Below are 18,688 nucleotides of genomic sequence, written 5' to 3'. Positions count from 1 at the left end.
TTAAAATGGAATACTTAGCATTAATTGAATATTTCTTCCCATCTCAGGAATTTCAAGTGCCCGATAAAAATTGGTATGGTTAAAATACTTGGTGTCAAACATATTCATTACCCTCAAGTTAATGTTTGCTGTAAAGTTTTTTAATTGGAGCTGTGAAGCTAAATTGAGTCCAAAAATTTCGTAGCCAGGCGTTGCTTCTTCATTTTGTGCAGTTCTATTTTGAGCAGCTGCAATCTCTGTTATAAATGACAAATTTGTGTTTTTAAAAGATTTATAGTTTTTAAAATCGTAGTTGAGTTTAATTAGAGCATTATTAGGTGGTGAAAATGGTAATGCAAAATTACCTTCAGTTTCGTCTCTTAATTGTGTATTCCACAAATACTCGAGGCTAATACTACTACTAAAACGATTGGTGATTTGGTGGTTATAGTAGATTTCAAAACCAGTTAATAAAGCCTTAGATTCTGTGTATTGGTTAATTTGACCACCATGAGGCAATTTTGAAAAAATTCCACTTGGATTTAAGTAAATGTAATTGGTAAAATAATAGAGGTATGGGCTAAAGCTAATGTTAAGTTCGTCATTTTTAAAATTTGCAGAACCATCTATAATATATCCTTTTTCTGGACTTAACTCTGGATTTCCACGTTCATGACGAAATGATCCATGATGTATACCATTCGAAGATAATTCAATGGCTGTAGGTAATCTAAAATTTGTTCCTAAATTAAGTTCAAAATTGAATTTACTATTGAGTTTGTAATTACTACTGAAGTTGAAATTAAAATTCTCAAAATCACGGTTGATGTTTTGGCTTCTTTGGGCATTTTCGATAGCAACCTCTTCACTATTATTTCTAAGAAGTAGATAATTAAACAATCTTTGGTCAAAAAAAGCTTCAGTATTAAGTTTTGCTAAATCAAGTCTTGCGCCATAATCAATTGATAATTTCTTATTGAGTTGTATAGAGTGTATAGCAAAAACGCCTAACATCTGGCGATCGTAATTAGGGAGCAAAAAATTAAAACCTTTAATAGCATTTTTTTGAGACTGCAATTGAATTCCTGTGGTGAGATTGTGCTTTTTTGAATGGAAATAATTATGCTCAAGATTTATTTCGTAAGTATTTAAATCAAACTCTAACTCTGAATCTGCGTCGGTTTCTGGTGGCTCTTGACTTGAATAATGCGTATTAAAATCACTCCATTCTTGTCTCAGATTATTTTGATAGCTTAGGTTTAGTTTTAAGTTTGCATTTTTAAAAATCCATGTGTTTTGATTGGTAATCTTAAAGTGGGTTGAGTTTTGAAATGGTAATTCTATATTTCGTCTGTCACCATCATCAATAACTCTTGTAACGCTTGGAACTCCATGCGCACCTGGAAAAAAACCAGCCTTAAAATAGTTTCGACTCAACGAAATAGAACTATTAAATTTATCAGATACAAAGCCTCCTGTAAACATTATGTTACGTTCTTTTCCAGCTGTATTTTTTAATCTTCTATTTTCAACAGGCATATTGACACTCAAGTAATTAATAGTATCGGTTGGTAGATTATAATCACCATAGTCTGTTAATGTCCCTTTTAATTTCGCAAACCAGTTGTCTTTTTTATAAGCTAGATTAATATTATTAGTTATAGTATTATTGATACTTCTAAGGAATAATTTGTAGTTACCTGAAAGACCTTCTTCTTGAGGTGCTTTATTTGTGTTGAGTTTAATTACACCACCTATAGCATCACTTCCATAAGCTAAAGCACTAGCACTTTTAATAACTTCAACATCTTCAACTGATAGTGCATCTACTTCTAAACCATGGTCTGAACCCCATTGTTGTCCTTCATGACGCATACCGTTTTCCGTTACTAATACGCGGTTAAAACTAAAACCTCTAATGGTTGGTTTAGAAGAACCAGCGCCAATTTCGATTGAATTTACACCTGGAATTTCATCTAAAGATTTCGCTAGTGAACCCGAAAATTGAGATTCTATTTGAGTTGCATTAAGCTGGTTAATTTGTTGTTGTGGAGCTATATCATTTTGTACAATAACTTCAGCTAATTCTTGTTGTAACTCTTCTAGTTTAACGGTTATTTGAGACTGCTTTCTTAAATCAACTTCAATTGTTTTTGCTTTATAAAATTGACTCAATATTTCTAAATGGGCTAATGGCTCACAAACATTTTCAATAGTTAAATAACCTTGTTGATTAGATAAATAGGTTTTATTGATTTCGGTGAATTTAACAACAACGCCATAAATAGGTGACAAATCTGAGGCATTAACGAGCTTTACCTCAATAGAATAGTCGCATTTAGTTTGACTAAATGTAATAAAAGAAAAAAATAAAAGTAATAGTAAACTTAAATGTTTGATTTGCATTACAACTTATAATTAAAACACATTTGTGGTTAGACACTAGGTCGGTGTGGTTTAACTAAAAGTCGGCGGAGGTTTATTATAAAATTGACCAGATTGCTTTAAGCTTACAGAAACTGAAGTGTTTTTAAATAAATCTAAAGCTGCAGAAACGTAAGTGTTATGTGTATGGGCTTCAACTGAAGGTTGAATAATAAAGCTTTTTTCAACTTGTGAATATGTAAATTCATCACATGTGTCACAATGCTCAATGTTGTCTAAATCATCACTTTCCAATAAATGTGATAAAGCATGAAAATTTGTACTACTGGATAGTAGTAAAAGAGCAAAAATAATTGAATATGTCGCTTTAATTAAATTCATTAATAGTTAGACTGCAATTTTAATAAAAAGTTACATGAGTTCTATGAAATTAATCACTTATTAACAAAAATGTTTTAGACCTAAACGGCACAGCATTTTCTTTTCGAAATTCCAAAAGAATTTAAATTGACCAATTACAGCGCCAACAACTACGAGTAAAATTTGATAAACAGGAAAAATAAACAAGATTCGTAAAATGTAATATAAAACGACTCCAAATGAAATATTCTCGAAATTTGATTTTTGTAAACCAATATAATTTAAAATTGGGCCAGCTAAATAAGCTGATAACGAACCAGTGATTGAAAAACCAACGAGGATCATTATAAACTGAAAATTAGAGTTGATGCCCCATTTTTCTTTTAATTTTTTCATAAACAACTAAAGTGAAATTTCGTAATAGATACGAAATTATTTATCATTTGGTTTACTGCATATCTACAATAAACGCATCTGGATAATCTTTACTAATTTTTTTAATAAAGCGTTCTGCTGCTAATCGATTGCCAAAATTACCTAAAATAAGTGAGTATAAACGTGTTTCATTAACGGTTTTAACTTGCACCGTTACAGATTCATTATAACTTAATTTTAATCGGTCAGCCATTCGAATCAGGTTTGCCATTTCTTTAAAACTTCCAATTTGAACACCGATAAAGTCAGGTTGAATTTGATTAACTTTAAGTGAGTAAAAGTCAGATGAACTATAGTTATTTATAGCCGTTGACGTAATTCGATTAGGAGCTTCTGTATCAGTTGAAGTTGCTGGAGTTGATTGAGAAGTTTTAGTGATTTCAGTTTGTGAAGCATTATTGCTTAAAACTTCTACATTTACATCAGCAACACCACTACCAACAAAACCTAAAATCTGTGCAGCAGATTTTGATAAATCTATAATCCGACCACGTATAAATGGCCCGCGATCGTTGATAACCACGATAACACTTTTATTATTAGCTAAATTAGTAACGCGTACTTTAGTGCCAAATGCTAATTTACGGTGAGCTGCAGTTGCTTTGTTATGTGTATAAATTTCGCCACTCGCCGTTTGACGACCCTCAAATTTATCTGCGTAAAACGAAGCTTTGCCAGTTTGAATCTGAGAAAAACCAATTTGAAACAAAGCAAAGCATAAAATTAAAGTGAGTTGCTTCATTTTTTTGAATTATAAATTTCAATGATTTGTTCTGCTAATTCTTCACCAATTCTGGATTGAGCTTCAATCGTAGCACCGCCAATATGTGGACTTAAGGACAATTTATCTTGCATTAATAAAGCAATTTCTGGTGTTGGCTCTTTTTCGAAAACATCTAAGGCACCGAACGCTATTTTAGAATTATTTAAAGCTTCAACTAAAGCAAACTCGTCTATAACTCCACCACGAGCTGTATTAATAATTCCCGCGGTTGATTTCATTTTTTCAAATTCAGCTTTTCCTAAAATATAATCGTTTTGAGATGGTACATGAAGCGTTATAATATCAGAAGATTTTAAAAGCTCTTCAAAACTTGAGGTTTTTATATTAAAATTAAGCGATTGACCATCGAAGAATTCAATTTTAATATTTGTCTCTTCTATAAATTTATCATACGCTATCACATGCATTCCTAGTCCAATAGCTTTTTTAGCAACAGTTTGACCAATTCTACCAAAACCAACAATTCCCATGGTTTTGCCTTTTAATTCTAGTCCTCCAGCATAATTTTTTTTCAGCGCTTTAAAATTTTGGTCACCTTCAAGAGGCATTGCGCGATTGGCATCCTTTAAAAAACGTAAACAGCTTAAGGCATGACCAATTACGAGTTCGGCAACACTTTCTGAAGAAGCTGCTGGTGTATTTATAACTTCAATATGTTTTGATTTAGCATAATCAACATCAATATTGTCTAAGCCAACACCACCACGTCCAATAATTTTAAGGTTAGGGCACTGGTCAATTAATTCTTTACGAACTTTAGTTGCACTTCTTACTAAAATAACTTCGATGTTATTATTGTTAATAAAGTTGGCTAATTGTTCTTGAGCAACTTTAGTTTGGAAAACCTTAAAATTGCTGGTTTCAAGCTTATCAACACCAGATTTTGATATGCCATCATTTGCTAATATGTTCATATATTTAAATTATATTTTATTCTTTAAAAGCTATTAAGCTATTTTTTCTAAAGTTTTCATGGCATTAACTAGTGCTTCAACACTTTCTAAAGGTAGAGCATTGTACATAGAAGCGCGATAGCCGCCGACGCTTCTGTGGCCGTTGATGCCATTTAATTGGTGCTTTTGGGCTAAGTCATTAAATTTAGACTTCAATTTATCATCTGTTAAATTAAAGGTCGCATTCATCATCGATCGATCTTCAACTTCAGCAAAACCGTTAAATAAAGGATTTCGGTCTATTTCAGTATAAATCATTTCAGCCTTCACTTTATTTTTTTCTTCTATAGCTTTAATTCCGCCATTGCGTTCAAGCCACTCTAAATTGAGCATTGAAACATAAACTGAAAATACTGGTGGCGTATTAAACATACTATCTTTACTAATCATGGTTTGATAATTAAGCATAGATGGTATTTGACGTGTTACTTTCCCTAAAATTGATTCTTTAACTAAAACTAAAGTAGCACCAGCAGGCCCCATATTTTTTTGAGCACCAGCATAAATTAAATCAAATGCTGAAAAATCGATTTCACGAGAAAAAATATCACTACTCATATCACAAACCAACGGCGATGAAGTAGAAGGGAAGTGTTTAATTTGTGTGCCAAAGATTGTGTTATTGCTTGTGCAGTGCACATAATCATAGTCTTCAGTAATTTTATAGTTTTTAGGAATATAATTATAATTCTTATCTTGAGAGCTAGCAATAACATCAATTTCTCCAAACAGTTTAGCTTCTTTGATGGCTTTTGAAGACCATGTTCCTGTATCGAGATAGGCGGCCTTTTTTTCAAGCAAGTTGTAAGTCGTCATTAAAAACTGAAGGCTTGCTCCACCTTGCAGGAATAAAGCTTTATAACCCTTATTTTGAAGTCCAGTAAGCGATAATGCCAAATCTTGAGCACGTTCCATAATTTTAACAAAAGCAGGACTACGATGCGAAATTTCAAGAATAGATAAACCAGAAAGATCTAGGTCAATGACTGATTGTGAGGCCTTTTCAAATACTTCAAGCGGTAAAATACAAGGTCCAGCACTGAAATTGTGAGGTCGATTCATAATATGTTTCTTTCTTTTTAAGCCTATAAATTTAGTAAAAAATTCATCGTATCAATGCCATCGGCATAATCCCATAATTCTGGAGATTGTGTTTCGCCAAATCTAACTGTGCAAGATGCTGTGTTTCCGACTACACATTGCAACTGACTTTCTTTTTGTTGAAGTTCTTCAACAAGTTGATTTTCATCGGAATAATACTCATAAAACAAGCAGGCAATAGGCGAGCTGAAGCCGGTATCATGTTTTAATATTATAAAATTGTTATCAAATAATTTTATATCACTCATTAAATATACAGCTTTATTGTAGTCGTAGTTATTTGCGTATTTGTGGTGATTAATAATATCTGAAAATTTATAAATCGATTCGAAAAAATGTTTAAAATCGTAATTTTCAGGAACATATAATTTTGAAACATTACGACAACCTAAACCAAAATATGAAAAAATGTCTTGGCCTAATTTTTCTAATTCTGAAGAAGTTTCTTGGCCAGTTAATACAGCTACAGAATTTCTATTTTTCCGAATGATACTTGCTTTATTTCTAAAATAATATTCAAAATAACGTGATGTATTATTACTTCCTGTAGCAATTACAGCATCAAAATTATTTAATTGACCATCAGTAAATATAACCTGAGAAGAAAACGCTCCAGTGTTGAGTAAAAAATCAACCATAAACCGAAGTAAGAATTGATCTTTACTAGAATATTTTATAATTAAATTATGACCAGTTATTAACCCACACAAGCAATCATGAAAACCAACAAGAGGAATATTACCAGCGCAAATAATGGCAACCACATGAGAGTTTGGGTTTAAATCTTCAAGATTATAATTAGATAACCAAGTTTTTAAATTTATTTCATTTAATGCTTTAGACCAGCTTGATAATGATTTGTAAATGAATTCATTAGTAAACCAAGTGTTATGTTGTTGACTTAGCTCAATTGCTTCATTTAACTTATGATGTAAATCAATTTCAGAGTTACTTTTAACTTCATTAATATGATTTTGAAGAAACTGACTTAAGTCAATTAACGCCTTTTTTTTATCATCTAAAGACATAGAGTTTGTTTTTCAGCTTGTTTGTGGTTATTTTTGAACAAAACTACATAAATAAGAAAAAATGGCTATCAAAATAACTGACGAATGTATAAATTGTGGTGCGTGTGAACCAGAATGTCCAAATACAGCAATATATGAAGGTGCGGATGATTGGCGCTATGCAGATGGAACTGATCTAGATGGACAAATAGTATTGCCCAATGGTAAAGAAGCTGATGCAAATGAAGCTCAAGAGCCAATTAGTGACGAACTTTATTACATAGTTGCTGATAAATGTACCGAATGCATGGGTTTTCATGAAGAACCACAGTGCGCAGCAGTTTGCCCAGTAGATTGTTGTGTACCAGATGAAGAACATGAAGAAACAGAAGAAGAGCTTTTAGGAAAGCAATCTTTTATGCACAAAGAATAAGAAATTGAATTATAAGTTCTTAAAATCGGTAAAACCATATGTTTTACCGATTTTTTTATGCTTTTTTAATATGTATATTTGCTTAAAAATTAATAAATGTCTCTTTTAAAATTCATTTTCAGTAAACAGTTCCTTATACAATTAGGTATTGCTATTGTTACGCTAGTGATTATTGTATTTGGTACTTTACAATGGTTAAAATTTACAACCAATCATGGTGATACAATTACAGTTCCTAATTTATCAAAACTGTCCCTAAATATTGTAGATAAGAAGTTAGATGAGATGAATTTACGCTATACAGTTTTAGATTCTGCCAGTTTTAACCCTGAATATCCACCATTTTCGGTGTTAGATCAAACACCATTGCCAGGAAAAAAGGTAAAAGAGCAAAGAAAGATATATCTTACAGTAAATCCATCAGGTTATGCAAAAGTTGAAATTCCAGATAACTTGATTAGAAAAACCTTACGTCAAGTCCAGCCTAGTTTATTAGCAAGAGGATTTAAAATTGGCGATACAATAGAAAAACCCGACATGGCTAAAGGAGCTGTTTTAGAATTACAGAATAATGGACAAGTTTTAAAATCAGGAGATAAACTTCCTAAAAAAAGTGTTATCGATATTGTTGTAGGCGACGGAAATTTAAAGTATGGTCAGGATACTGATAAAGCTAAAGACTTAAATAACAACACTGTAAATCCTTAATTTAACATGCAAAACGACAATCAAGTTATTGATAGCGACGATTTATTTGAGCATCATAGTTTTACAGCAGCATCAGGTCAAGAGCCACTTAGAGTAGATAAGTTTTTAATGAATTTTATAGAAAACGCCACTCGAAATAAAATTCAAGCTGCAGCAAAAGAAGGCAACATTTTCGTAAACGGTAAACCGGTTAAACAAAATTATAAAGTAAAAGCCTTTGATGAAGTTAAGGTATTGTTGAGCTATCCACCTTATGAAAATTTACTTACTCCAGAAAATATTCCGCTTGATATAGTTTTCGAAGATGATGATTTATTAGTAGTAAATAAACCAGCTGGCATGGTTGTGCATACAGGTCACGGAAATTATTCAGGAACATTAATAAATGCGTTAGTTTATCACTTTGACCACCTACCAAATAATTCTAGTGATCGCCCAGGTTTAGTTCATAGAATTGACAAAGATACAAGTGGTTTGCTTGTTGTTGCCAAAACAGAAAAAGCTATGACGCATCTTTCAAAACAATTTTTTAATAAAACAAGTGAACGTGAATACGTTGCTATTGTGTGGGGAAATATAAAAGAGGATGAAGGTCGAGTAGAAGGTAATATTGGTCGTAATCCTAAAAATCGCCTACAAAATATAGTTTTTGAAGGTGATGACGCAGATCAAGGTAAGCCAGCTATTACGCATTATAAAGTTATTGAACGCTTAGGTTACGTGACTTTAGTGAGTTGTCAATTAGAAACGGGTCGTACACATCAAATTCGTGTGCATATGAAACACATCGGTCATACGTTATTTAACGATGAGCGCTACGGTGGCGATAAAATTTTAAAAGGAACAACTTTTACTAAATACAAACAGTTTGTAGATAATTGCTTTAAAATTTTACCACGTCAAGCCTTACATGCTAAAACCTTAGGGTTTGAACACCCAACTACAGGAGCATTTTTAAAGTTTGAAGCAGATTTACCTAAAGATATGCAGCAGTGTATTGAAAAATGGCATAATTATGCTAAAAATAGTATTAACGCTAATTAAGTTTATAATAAAATATAGGTTTTGTAAGCTATAATTAAATTTAAAATGAAAAAGGTTAAAGCTGGCATTGCTGCAAATAAAGCATCTTTAATCTTTAATCGAACAATAATTCCACTAAACATTAAAATAGCCAGCCCAATAGTCGATATAAATAGTAATTGGTCAAGCCAAATAAAGCCGATAATACAGCCTAGACCACCTAAAACTTGTAAAATTCCTGTAAGAATTCTAAATTGAGGTATCCCAAATCGCTTGAACTCATCTTTCATTTTAGTAGTTAATAAACAACTTAAACCATAAACTAAAAAGGCAAACGCATTCAATAAAACAATACTGTTATAAATCATATTGTAAAGTTGAACATTTGATTAAAGATGACTTTATTAATAAAGTTAAATAAATATCAAAAATTTAAAATTTGAATTGTTCAGAATGATTTAACCTTAGTTTTGAAATAAAAAATTTATGAAAACAATTAAAGCTTATGGTGCTAAATCTTCAGATGCAGCATTAGAAGAATTAAAAATAGAACGAAGAGATTTAAATCCGAAAGATGTAAAAATTAAAATTGATTTTTGTGGTGTTTGTCATAGTGATATTCACACCGTGAGAAATGATTGGGGTGGCAGTAAATATCCTGTTATACCAGGTCATGAAATTATTGGAACTGTTGAAGCTATTGGCGATGATGTGACCGCATTTAAAATTGGTCAAACTGTTGGTGTAGGTTGTATGGTAGATTCATGCAGAAGTTGTCCATCATGCCAAGATGATTTAGAACAGTTTTGTGAAGAAGGAATGGTTGGTACGTATAATGGTAAAGATAAACATTTAGGCGGCCATACATTTGGCGGATATTCTCAAGAAATTGTTGTTGATGAACATTTCGTCTTAAATGTTCCTGAAAGTTTAGATTTGAAAGCAACTGCACCTTTATTATGTGCTGGTATTACGACTTGGTCGCCATTACGCCATTGGAATGTTAAAAAAGGTGACAAAGTTGGTGTAGTTGGTTTAGGTGGTTTAGGCCATATGGGAATTAAATTTGCTAATGCACTTGGCGCTCATGTTGTAATGATCACGAGATCTGAAGACAAAGCTCAAGATGCCAAAAAATTAGGTGCACACGAAGTTTTGATTTCAGAAGATAGTCAACAAATGAAAAATCATGCTAACAGCTTTGATTTTTTATTGAATACAATTCCCGTAAAACACGATATGAATCCGTATTTAACTTTATTAAAACGAGATAAAACCATGTGCTTAGTAGGTGCAATAGAGCCACTAGAACCAATGCACGGCGCATCTGTTATTTTAGGTCGTAAACGTGTATCTGGTTCATTAATTGGTGGTATAAAAGAAACCCAGGAAATGTTAGATTTCTGTGGAAAACATAATATTACTTGCGATGTAGAAATGATTGATATGCAACATATTAATGATGCTTATGAGCGTGTAACAAATTCTGATGTTAAATACAGATTTGTTATTGATATGAAAACTTTAAAATAGTTTCATTAACTAATTTATGAGAACCAATCAAATAACGCCGAACTTGTTTTTAGGTTCGGTGTTATTTATTCATATATTTGTCTTATAATTTATATTATGTAAAATAAAATCTAACAAATAGAAGATTAAAGTTTAAATTTAATCCTCTATCATTTTAACGTTACCATCAAAACGAATACTTGTTCGGTCTGAGCTATTGATGCGTACAGATGTTTTTAAATTATGATAAATCGAAATATCAAAATTTAATGATTCTGTTTTATTTTTAGCCTCAAACTTAATACGATATCTCTTTTTTGATTCATTGTAATCTATCGATACGTGCTTTGGTTTACCTTGAACATTAATTCCATTTTCATTTGAATATCCATTACCTAATTGACGCTCACCATAATATGGTAAATTAATATCTATAGAATCTTCCAAAAATTTAATGTGATTAGCGGTCATCGATATATCAATTCTATTAGCTGAACTACCAAATGGTAATAAATTTAAATTGCTTACAGCATTCATACCTGATGATGGCATTGGATACGCCACTTTCGATTCTATATTAAAGGATTCATCATTTATGATTTGTTCAAGCTTAGCCTTTTGTTCTTCAGTAGCAATTATTGAAGAACTGGCGCAGGCTTGAATGAAACTTATTATTATAATTACACCTATAAACTTCAAATATTTCATAATATAATTTTATAGTAATATACAGATCATCAGTTATTTAATCTAAATTTTAACCTTCTATGTTAATAATTCCATTTTCAATCTTTTCAATAACAGCTTGTGCTGCAGACTCTCCATTAAGCATCGCTGCGTTTAATGAACCGTTTGCTAGATGATCACCTGCTAAAAAAATATGATCTTTTAATTGAGTTTCTGATTTTGGTAACATGTAGTTAACAGATGCCATAATTGGTAATGCTTTTTTAATCGAAAAATATTTTATACACTCAAATACTTCAATATGGCATAAATCTCTAAGTTCTTGTTTAACATGTTCAATTAATTGTTCTTTTGTCAAGTCATGTTCCTTAACAACACTCACAGAAATAATGGGTTGATTGTTTTGATGTTCTAAATGAAAATTATTGATGAGGGCTTGATTATCAGCAATTAGGTTGATTATACTTGGATTTAAATTTGAAGTGGTTTTATAGTATAGGTTTTCGACAGACTTCCACTCGATTTCTTGATTGTTTAAGTTTGAGATCAGTTGAGATGCTTCAGTAGCTATTATCACATAATCATAAGTTGAAGTTTTCCCATCTTTAAAACTAATGGTTTGGTTATTGACATTTTTAATTGTGGTATTAAAATTAAAATTCGACTTATCAAGTTTTGCTGCCAATTGATTAGAAATGGCTTGAATTCCTTTACTGGGTACAGCGGCATAACCTTCTGTGAACATTTTATAAACAAATTCAAATTTACGTGATGATGTTTTAAGTTCTGTTTCTAGAAAAATCCCAGAAAAAAAGGGTTTAAAAAAATCTTGAATTATTTGACTTGAAAAACCAAACTCTTTTAAATATTCTAAGGTCGTGACTTCATTTTTTCTAAAAATAGAATCAAAAGACTGGTTTTGTAAATAAGATCTTAGTTTTAGTATTTTAAATTTATCACTGATACTCCCAATTTTTGCAGTAATAGTTGGTATTAACAAACTTAAATCTCTTAATGGGTCACCGATTGATTGTGACTTTCCATTTTTAAATATTTTAGCGCCTGGTTTGAAGTATTTTAAATCAAGTAATTCAAAATCTAAATATTTTTGAGCGGCTGGATAAGCCGTTAAAAGTACTTGAAAACCGTGATCAAATTTAAAACCTTCTCTATAATCGGTTTTTACGCGACCACCAACTCGATCTGAGGCATCAAAAATATCAAAATTGTAACCAGCATTTTTTAAATTAATTCCTGCAACAAGGCCACTAACACCAGCACCAATAATAGCAATTTTAGGTTTATTCATAAATTCTTATCAATTGTTTATAAAGTTTTATTAAATAGATTTTCTAAACTAAAAGTTTTAATACATTAGAACAAAAAATATGTCTAATAATAACAAAAATATGGGAGTTATATCTACTAATAACAACGAAATTACATTATACATTCATACCGATAATCGTTTAGCAAAGCAAAGTATTGCCGTTGCCGAAGCTTCAAAAGCAATTACAAAAGTAGTTAATTTAGAAGAAGTTCAACTCACAGAAACTCAATGGGCTGATTTAGCTGATTTATTGAAGGTTAAGGTGGATGATTTAATTAATTTCGATCATGAAATAATAACTTCTAAATTGGGGAAAAATATTGATGTAGAACCAAACCAACTTTTAAAGTTACTAAGCCATAACCAAGCTGTAATTAAACATGGTATTGCTATTCGTGGAAATAAAGCAATATTTATTACACAAATTAACGATTTAATGCAGCTTCAGGAAAGTGATTCTGGAGATGTTAAAATTCCATAAATAGTATAATTTTGTATGTTTGCTTAAAATTTTAATGATGCAAATTAAAATATTAGATCAAACACCTTCTATTTTACATCAATTTGTAAACGAAATTCGTGAAGAAAATTATCAAAAAAACGCTCATCTTTTTAGGAATAATTTAAAAAGAATTGGTGAAATAATGGCTTATGAAATAAGTAGGTCTTTAGCTTTTGAGCCTAAAACAATTAAAACAGTTCTTGGTGATAAAAAGTCAATTAATTTAGTATCTCAACCTGTAATTATATCAATTTTAAGAGCAGGTTTAGCACTTCATCAAGGTTTTTTAAGTTATTTTGACCATGCAGAAAACGGATTTATTTCAGCAAATAGAATTAATAATAATGGTAAAATAATAATAGATTTGGCTTATAAATCTTTACCTAATATTAATAATAAGACTTTAATAATTGCAGACCCAATGTTAGCAACTGGTCATTCGATGGTAAAAAGTCTACAACAATTATTAAGTAACCACTCACCTACTCACATTCACATTGCAACAGTTGTCGCTGCACCTGAGGGAATTAGTTATTTAAAACAAAATTTCAGTAACTTGCCAGTGACACTTTGGGTTGCATCTAAAGATGATCATTTAAATGAAAAAGCTTATATAATCCCAGGTCTTGGAGATGCTGGAGATTTAGCTTATGGTCCAAAACAATAAAAGAAGATGAAAAAAAATTTAATCACATTAACAATTTTAGGAATTCTATTAAGCAGTTGTGTTTCGAAAAAAAAATTAACACAAGCTGAAAATAAACTCCAACTAAAATCTGAAGAAATTTCTCAGCTTAGGAAGGAAAATGATTCAATTAAAGACCAAGTTGAAGCTATAGAAGATAAAATATTTGCTTACCAAGCTCAAGTTGAAAATTTACAAGCCGATAATGAAAATAAACTAACAATGACTGAAGACGGCACGATGATTCTGCCAGAAACTCGTCAAAAAGTTGATAGAATCTTGCAAAATATCGACGAATCTAAATTGGCATCTGCTAAAAACTTTAAAGATTCACTTAACATAGCCATTTCTGAAAACATCAAATCGTCTTTGTTAAGCCAAATGGCTGAGGATTCAAAAACTGAAAATGCAAACTTTTTAAATGTAAATGTCAATCAAGCTTTAGTTGAAATTGATATATCTAACGCCATATTATTTAAATCTGGAAGTGCTTTTGTGAAACCTTCTATTTATGATTTAATTGAAAATATTGCAAACACTATTAACTTAAAGTCTAATATTAAAGTAAGCATTGTAGGACATACCGACAATGTAAAAGTTACGCCAAACAAATTTGTAAAAGATAATTTAGAGTTAAGTTTAAAACGTGCCGCTTCAGTAGCTAGAATTTTAAATGAAAAATTTAATGTAAACCTTAAGAGAGTTTTAGTAAGCGGAGCAAGTGAATACCAACCCATAGCTGATAATTCAACAGCTGAAGGTCGAGCAAAAAATAGACGTGTTACTATCAAATTAGTTCCAAATTTAAAAGAATTTCAGTCTGTACTAGATTAAACAATATTGAGATATACTTATAAAAAACAAAAATCCAATTTAATAAAATTGGATTTTTGTTTTAAGGAGAACAGGATTTAATGATAAACAAACATTATTAAGATTTTTCTACTTTAATCCATAATTTATCCTCATTTAATTTGAAGCTACCTTGATAATTAAAACTACATTCGCTTGGTGAGATTAGAGATAAAAATAAATCTTCATTTTTATCACGATATAGGTGGTAAATTTGACCAACAATAGGCTCAAAGTTAAATTTGGCACTGTATATTAAATTATTGTATTTAAATTTATCCATCAAGTCTTCAAACTGTGATTTTAAATTTTCATACTCAGTATTAATTTGGTGATTAACTTTAGCAACATTAGAATTTTTCCAGCCTGTTAAATCGTTTGGAGTTATTTTAGGCGCACTAGAATTAGTTCCATAAGGTAAAATACTAGCTTCATATTTTTCAGTTTCAGAATTAAAAACTACTTGATCTGGTTTTTTAGATTTTGCAGACATTAAATTTTTTAAAACTAAATTAAAACGAACTGAAGTTGAGAGGCATTGTTTTTTGAAAAAATTAATAAACTAAGCCATAAATAGAGCTAATTAAACAATTAATTGGTCTTTTTTATGGTATTGCGTTAAAGAAACCCTAGTTTTGCAAATAATTTTAAATCAGTAAATTACATTTTTATGAGTCAAGTAAAAGAAAAAGACACCATTAAAGTACATTACACAGGAAAATTAGCTTCAAATGGAGAAGTATTTGATAGTTCACTTGAGCGTGAGCCATTAGAATTTACCTTAGGTGAAGGTATGCTAATTCCTGGTTTTGAAAAAGGTGTTATTGATATGAAAGTTAACGAAAAGAAAACAATAAACATCAAAAAAGATGAAGCTTATGGTGATGTTCGTGAAGAGCTTTTTCAAAAGGTAGATAAAGCACAATTACCTAAAGAAATTGAACCAAAAGTTGGTATGGGATTAGTTTCTCAAAATCCAGATGGTACTGAACGTCAATTACGTGTCGCTGAAGTTAATGACGACCATATTGTAGTTGATGCTAACCATCCATTAGCAGGACATGATTTAACTTTTGATCTTGAGTTAGTTGAAATCAAATCGTAAGTTTTTATAACAGATAAGTAAAAGCCATCTTTTTGACAAGATGGCTTTTTTAGTTTAATAAGTTTTTAGCATTTCTTGAATTGGCTCTGCCCTATTTTTGCATTATTAAATCTAAGCTAGTAATCTAGCAATTTGCTTATAATTAATTAAGAGAAATGATAATAGAAGTTTTAAAACCTTGGGTAGATTTCGGTTTACTTGTACTAATTTTGATGGTTCAGGTGATTGTTTATCCTTCATTTACATATTACTCTAAAATCGATTTAGTACAATGGCATCAAACTTACACTCCAAGAATTACAGCCATAGTAGCTCCACTAATGATGACTCAAGTTGCTATGCACGCCTATACTTTATTATTTGATTTTAGCTATGTTGAAATTGTTCAAACTGTTTTAATTGTCGCAGTTTGGTTAATAACCTTTATATACTTTGTCCCTTTGCATCAAAAAATAGAAGCTAGGCAAAATAATACAACAGACTTAAAAAACCTCATTAGTTATAATTGGTTAAGAACAATCATATGGTTTTTAATAGTTTTATTTAACCTTACTGAACTGTAAATGATTGATAATCAAATATAAATTTGGATATTTACTTTTAAATCACTATCTTAGCAAGATTTCTATATTAATACTTTAATATTTTTTACTATATATGAGACAATTAAAGATAACTAAACAAGTAACCAATCGTGAATCCAAATCCTTAGATAAATATTTACAAGACATTAGTAAAGTTGATTTAATAACAGCTGAAGAAGAGGTTGAATTAGCTCAACGAATTAGAGAAGGTGATCAAGTTGCCCTCGAAAAATTAACAAATGCTAACCTGCGTTTTGTTGTTTCTGTAGCTAAGCAGTACCAAAACCAAGGCTTAAAACTTCCTGATTTAATTAATGAAGGTAATGTTGGCTTAGTTAAAGCTGCTAAACGTTTTGATGAAACTCGTGGTTTCAAATTTATTTCATATGCGGTTTGGTGGATTAGACAATCTATTTTACAAGCACTTGCCGAACAATCTCGTGTTGTAAGGTTACCTTTAAATAAAATAGGTGTTATTAATAAAATTAATAAGACTTTTTCTCATTTAGAGCAAGTTAATGAACGACCACCATCAGCTTCTGAAATAGCGAAAGAGCTTGAAATGAGTGAATCACAAGTAAAAGTTGCGCTGAAAAATTCTGGGCGTCATTTATCGATGGATGCGCCTTTTAAAGAAGGTGAGAATGATTCTAACTTATATGATGTATTAAGTTCTGCAGAATCTCCTACTCCTGATGACCAGTTAATGAGAGATTCTTTAAGTGTTGAAATTAATAGAGCACTTGATACTTTGTCTCAGCGAGAAGCTGATGTAATAAGATTAAATTACGGCATTGGAAATCAACCAGCAATGACACTTCAAGAAATTGGTGATACTTTTGATTTAAGTCGAGAACGTGTAAGACAGATTAGAGAAAAAGGCATAAGACGCCTTAAACATCAGTCAAAAAATAAAATACTTAAAAAGTATTTAGGTTAATAAAAAAAGCGGTTCTTTTTGAACCGCTTTTTTTATTTGTTTAAAATTAAATTTATTTATTCTCCTGTTAATTCTTTAATTTGACTATTAATTTTCTTAGCCTTTTCATCTTCAGCTAATTGATAATATATATTTAATAAAGTTTTTAACGCATCTAAGTTTTTAGGATTAATTTCAACAACTTTTTCTAAATAAGGTAAAGCTTCACGATAATACTTTTTTCGTTCTTTATTGAGTTCCTGATATTTTTTATTTTCTGCGGGAGAAGTTCCTAGTTTGTTCATTTGCTCTACAAGTTCCTTTTCTTTAGCTAATGTTGCTGTAGCTAAATTTACATAGGCATTTTCTAACTTAGGATCAAGTTCAATTGCTTTTTCGTAATATTCACGAGCACCTTTTAAATCGCCTAGTTGTTCAGCACTTACACCAAGATTATAATATAAAGTAGGATTATTTGGATCTTCATTTACAACCTCTTTCATAATTTGATTATATTTTTCAATATTACCCAATCTGTAATATAGGTCTGCTTCTGCTTGAAGAATTTCTAAGTCGTCAGGACTCTCTTTTTTTGCTTCTGCAATAGCTTCAAGTGCTTTTTCAGTTTTATCTTGTTGAATGTAAATCAATGTCATGTTTTTAGCAATTTCACCACGAACTGATTTAGATACTTCATCTTTTGGATTGATATATTTTCCAGATTTGACTGAAAAATCTCTCATATCTTTAGTCTGGAATGCTTCTTCTTTACCCGTTTCGACATTTGTAGCTATAAATTGTGTTTTGATTCCTTTATAGCCTAAATCCATCAGTTGACTGTAGTAATCTATAGCTACATCATATTTTTGGGCTTGAACTGCTGCAGATGCTGCATAGTACAAATACATGGTATCTTTCTTGTTAAGCGTATAACTCTTATAGAGCTTATTAGAAGCTGTTAGGTTTTCACCTTTGTTTTGATCTTTGATTGCGCTATTTACTAGGTTTTGTTTCATAACCTGTAGTTTCTTATTAGCGTCTTCAACATCTCTACCTAAATCTATTGCATTTTCGTAAGCTTTAGCAGCTATATCAATATCTTCAAGCGTATTATTACCTGCAAATGCTCTCATTTCATAAGCTTTGCCTTTTAATAGATAAAATTCAGACAACCACCTGTTATTTAATTCAGATTTCATAGACTCTGCTTTCTTAAGTAAGCTGATTGCCGTTCCAAAATCATTAACTTCTAAAGCATCTTCAGCATCTTTTACTTCACTTTTTTGAGCAAAGATTAAGGTCGTAGCTAAAAAGGCTAAACTAAATACTGTCTTTTTCATGTCG

Annotated in this window: 22 protein-coding genes; 10 read left to right on the top strand and 12 right to left on the bottom strand. The window is 30.8% G+C overall.

Going from position 1 to position 18,688, the window contains the following annotated elements; genetic code table 11:
* From IMZ30_RS11600 to IMZ30_RS11570, 7 genes are read right to left on the bottom strand one after another with little or no spacing between them, the layout of a single operon-like run.
* Entirely contained in the window at positions 1-2,385 is a 2,385-nt protein-coding gene (locus IMZ30_RS11600; RefSeq protein WP_207038457.1) for a TonB-dependent receptor, read from the bottom strand.
* Positions 2,386-2,436: 51 nt separating this feature from the next.
* Positions 2,437-2,745, bottom strand: a complete 309-nt coding sequence (locus IMZ30_RS11595) for a hypothetical protein (protein WP_207038456.1) — start codon at positions 2,743-2,745, stop codon at positions 2,437-2,439.
* Between the two features lie 60 nt (positions 2,746-2,805).
* Complete coding sequence (locus IMZ30_RS11590) at positions 2,806-3,120, bottom strand: DUF6787 family protein (protein WP_207038455.1); 315 nt, start codon at positions 3,118-3,120, stop codon at positions 2,806-2,808.
* Between the two features lie 52 nt (positions 3,121-3,172).
* The gene (locus IMZ30_RS11585) at positions 3,173-3,901 is read right to left on the bottom strand and encodes a septal ring lytic transglycosylase RlpA family protein (protein WP_207038454.1); all 729 of its coding nucleotides are present in this window, start codon (positions 3,899-3,901) and stop codon (positions 3,173-3,175) included.
* Complete coding sequence (locus tag IMZ30_RS11580; RefSeq protein WP_207038453.1) at positions 3,898-4,857, bottom strand: D-2-hydroxyacid dehydrogenase; 960 nt, start codon at positions 4,855-4,857, stop codon at positions 3,898-3,900. The genes IMZ30_RS11585 and IMZ30_RS11580 overlap by 4 nt, the downstream gene beginning before the upstream one ends.
* 33 nt (positions 4,858-4,890) lie before the next feature.
* A complete protein-coding gene (gene serC, locus IMZ30_RS11575) occupies positions 4,891-5,958 on the bottom strand; it encodes a 3-phosphoserine/phosphohydroxythreonine transaminase (protein WP_207038452.1) in 1,068 nt (355 codons plus the stop codon).
* 23 nt (positions 5,959-5,981) lie between these two features.
* A complete protein-coding gene (locus tag IMZ30_RS11570) occupies positions 5,982-7,025 on the bottom strand; it encodes an acyl-CoA reductase (protein WP_207038451.1) in 1,044 nt (347 codons plus the stop codon).
* A gap of 61 nt (positions 7,026-7,086) precedes the next feature.
* On the opposite strand from IMZ30_RS11570, the gene IMZ30_RS11565 reads away from it, so the two are divergent.
* From IMZ30_RS11565 to IMZ30_RS11555, 3 genes are all read left to right on the top strand, one after another.
* The gene (locus IMZ30_RS11565) at positions 7,087-7,437 is read left to right on the top strand and encodes a 4Fe-4S dicluster domain-containing protein (protein WP_207038450.1); all 351 of its coding nucleotides are present in this window, start codon (positions 7,087-7,089) and stop codon (positions 7,435-7,437) included.
* A 96-nt stretch (positions 7,438-7,533) separates the two neighbouring features.
* Complete coding sequence (locus IMZ30_RS11560; RefSeq protein WP_207038449.1) at positions 7,534-8,145, top strand: PASTA domain-containing protein; 612 nt, start codon at positions 7,534-7,536, stop codon at positions 8,143-8,145.
* Positions 8,146-8,151: 6 nt separating this feature from the next.
* Positions 8,152-9,189 (top strand): RluA family pseudouridine synthase, encoded by a 1,038-nt coding sequence (locus tag IMZ30_RS11555; protein WP_207038448.1) that lies wholly within the window; start codon positions 8,152-8,154, stop codon positions 9,187-9,189.
* Positions 9,190-9,191: 2 nt separating this feature from the next.
* On the opposite strand, the gene IMZ30_RS11550 is transcribed toward IMZ30_RS11555, so the two are convergent.
* A complete protein-coding gene (locus tag IMZ30_RS11550; RefSeq protein WP_207038447.1) occupies positions 9,192-9,536 on the bottom strand; it encodes a DoxX family protein in 345 nt (114 codons plus the stop codon).
* Positions 9,537-9,654: 118 nt separating this feature from the next.
* On the opposite strand from IMZ30_RS11550, the gene IMZ30_RS11545 reads away from it, so the two are divergent.
* Positions 9,655-10,701: an NAD(P)-dependent alcohol dehydrogenase gene (locus IMZ30_RS11545; protein WP_207038446.1), complete on the top strand. Its 1,047-nt coding sequence runs from the start codon at positions 9,655-9,657 to the stop codon at positions 10,699-10,701.
* A gap of 138 nt (positions 10,702-10,839) precedes the next feature.
* On the opposite strand, the gene IMZ30_RS11540 is transcribed toward IMZ30_RS11545, so the two are convergent.
* Positions 10,840-11,388, bottom strand: coding sequence for a DUF4251 domain-containing protein (locus IMZ30_RS11540; protein WP_207038445.1), 549 nt, complete (start codon positions 11,386-11,388; stop codon positions 10,840-10,842).
* Between the two features lie 49 nt (positions 11,389-11,437).
* Complete coding sequence (locus IMZ30_RS11535) at positions 11,438-12,676, bottom strand: NAD(P)/FAD-dependent oxidoreductase (protein ID WP_207038444.1); 1,239 nt, start codon at positions 12,674-12,676, stop codon at positions 11,438-11,440.
* 79 nt (positions 12,677-12,755) lie between these two features.
* On the opposite strand from IMZ30_RS11535, the gene IMZ30_RS11530 reads away from it, so the two are divergent.
* From IMZ30_RS11530 to IMZ30_RS11520, 3 genes are read left to right on the top strand one after another with little or no spacing between them, the layout of a single operon-like run.
* Positions 12,756-13,178, top strand: coding sequence for an ArsC family transcriptional regulator (locus IMZ30_RS11530; RefSeq protein WP_207038443.1), 423 nt, complete (start codon positions 12,756-12,758; stop codon positions 13,176-13,178).
* A gap of 37 nt (positions 13,179-13,215) precedes the next feature.
* Positions 13,216-13,866 (top strand): uracil phosphoribosyltransferase, encoded by a 651-nt coding sequence (upp, locus tag IMZ30_RS11525; protein WP_207038442.1) that lies wholly within the window; start codon positions 13,216-13,218, stop codon positions 13,864-13,866.
* A gap of 6 nt (positions 13,867-13,872) precedes the next feature.
* The gene (locus IMZ30_RS11520) at positions 13,873-14,718 is read left to right on the top strand and encodes a flagellar motor protein MotB (RefSeq protein ID WP_207038441.1); all 846 of its coding nucleotides are present in this window, start codon (positions 13,873-13,875) and stop codon (positions 14,716-14,718) included.
* A 97-nt stretch (positions 14,719-14,815) separates the two neighbouring features.
* On the opposite strand, the gene IMZ30_RS11515 is transcribed toward IMZ30_RS11520, so the two are convergent.
* The gene (locus IMZ30_RS11515) at positions 14,816-15,229 is read right to left on the bottom strand and encodes a DUF2452 domain-containing protein (RefSeq protein ID WP_207038440.1); all 414 of its coding nucleotides are present in this window, start codon (positions 15,227-15,229) and stop codon (positions 14,816-14,818) included.
* A gap of 177 nt (positions 15,230-15,406) precedes the next feature.
* Between IMZ30_RS11515 and IMZ30_RS11510 the strand changes: the two genes are divergently transcribed.
* The 3 genes from IMZ30_RS11510 to IMZ30_RS11500 all read left to right on the top strand — a co-directional run bounded on the left by IMZ30_RS11510 (position 15,407) and on the right by IMZ30_RS11500 (position 17,365).
* Positions 15,407-15,841 carry a peptidylprolyl isomerase gene (locus tag IMZ30_RS11510; RefSeq protein ID WP_207038439.1) on the top strand — a complete coding sequence of 145 codons (435 nt, stop codon included), beginning with the start codon at positions 15,407-15,409 and terminating at the stop codon, positions 15,839-15,841.
* A gap of 155 nt (positions 15,842-15,996) precedes the next feature.
* Complete coding sequence (locus tag IMZ30_RS11505; RefSeq protein WP_207038438.1) at positions 15,997-16,404, top strand: hypothetical protein; 408 nt, start codon at positions 15,997-15,999, stop codon at positions 16,402-16,404.
* A 94-nt stretch (positions 16,405-16,498) separates the two neighbouring features.
* Entirely contained in the window at positions 16,499-17,365 is an 867-nt protein-coding gene (locus IMZ30_RS11500; protein ID WP_073190523.1) for an RNA polymerase sigma factor RpoD/SigA, read from the top strand.
* Between the two features lie 56 nt (positions 17,366-17,421).
* Here IMZ30_RS11500 and IMZ30_RS11495 read toward each other — a convergent pair whose 3' ends face one another.
* A complete protein-coding gene (locus IMZ30_RS11495) occupies positions 17,422-18,684 on the bottom strand; it encodes a tetratricopeptide repeat protein (protein ID WP_207038437.1) in 1,263 nt (420 codons plus the stop codon).
* Between the last annotated feature and the right edge of the window lie 4 nt (positions 18,685-18,688).

It is taken from the genome of Psychroflexus sp. ALD_RP9, assembly GCF_017311165.1.
Lineage (GTDB): Bacteria > Bacteroidota > Bacteroidia > Flavobacteriales > Flavobacteriaceae > Psychroflexus.
The sequence above is the reverse complement of the archived record's forward strand: the minus strand, read 5'-3'. Positions and strand labels throughout refer to the sequence as shown.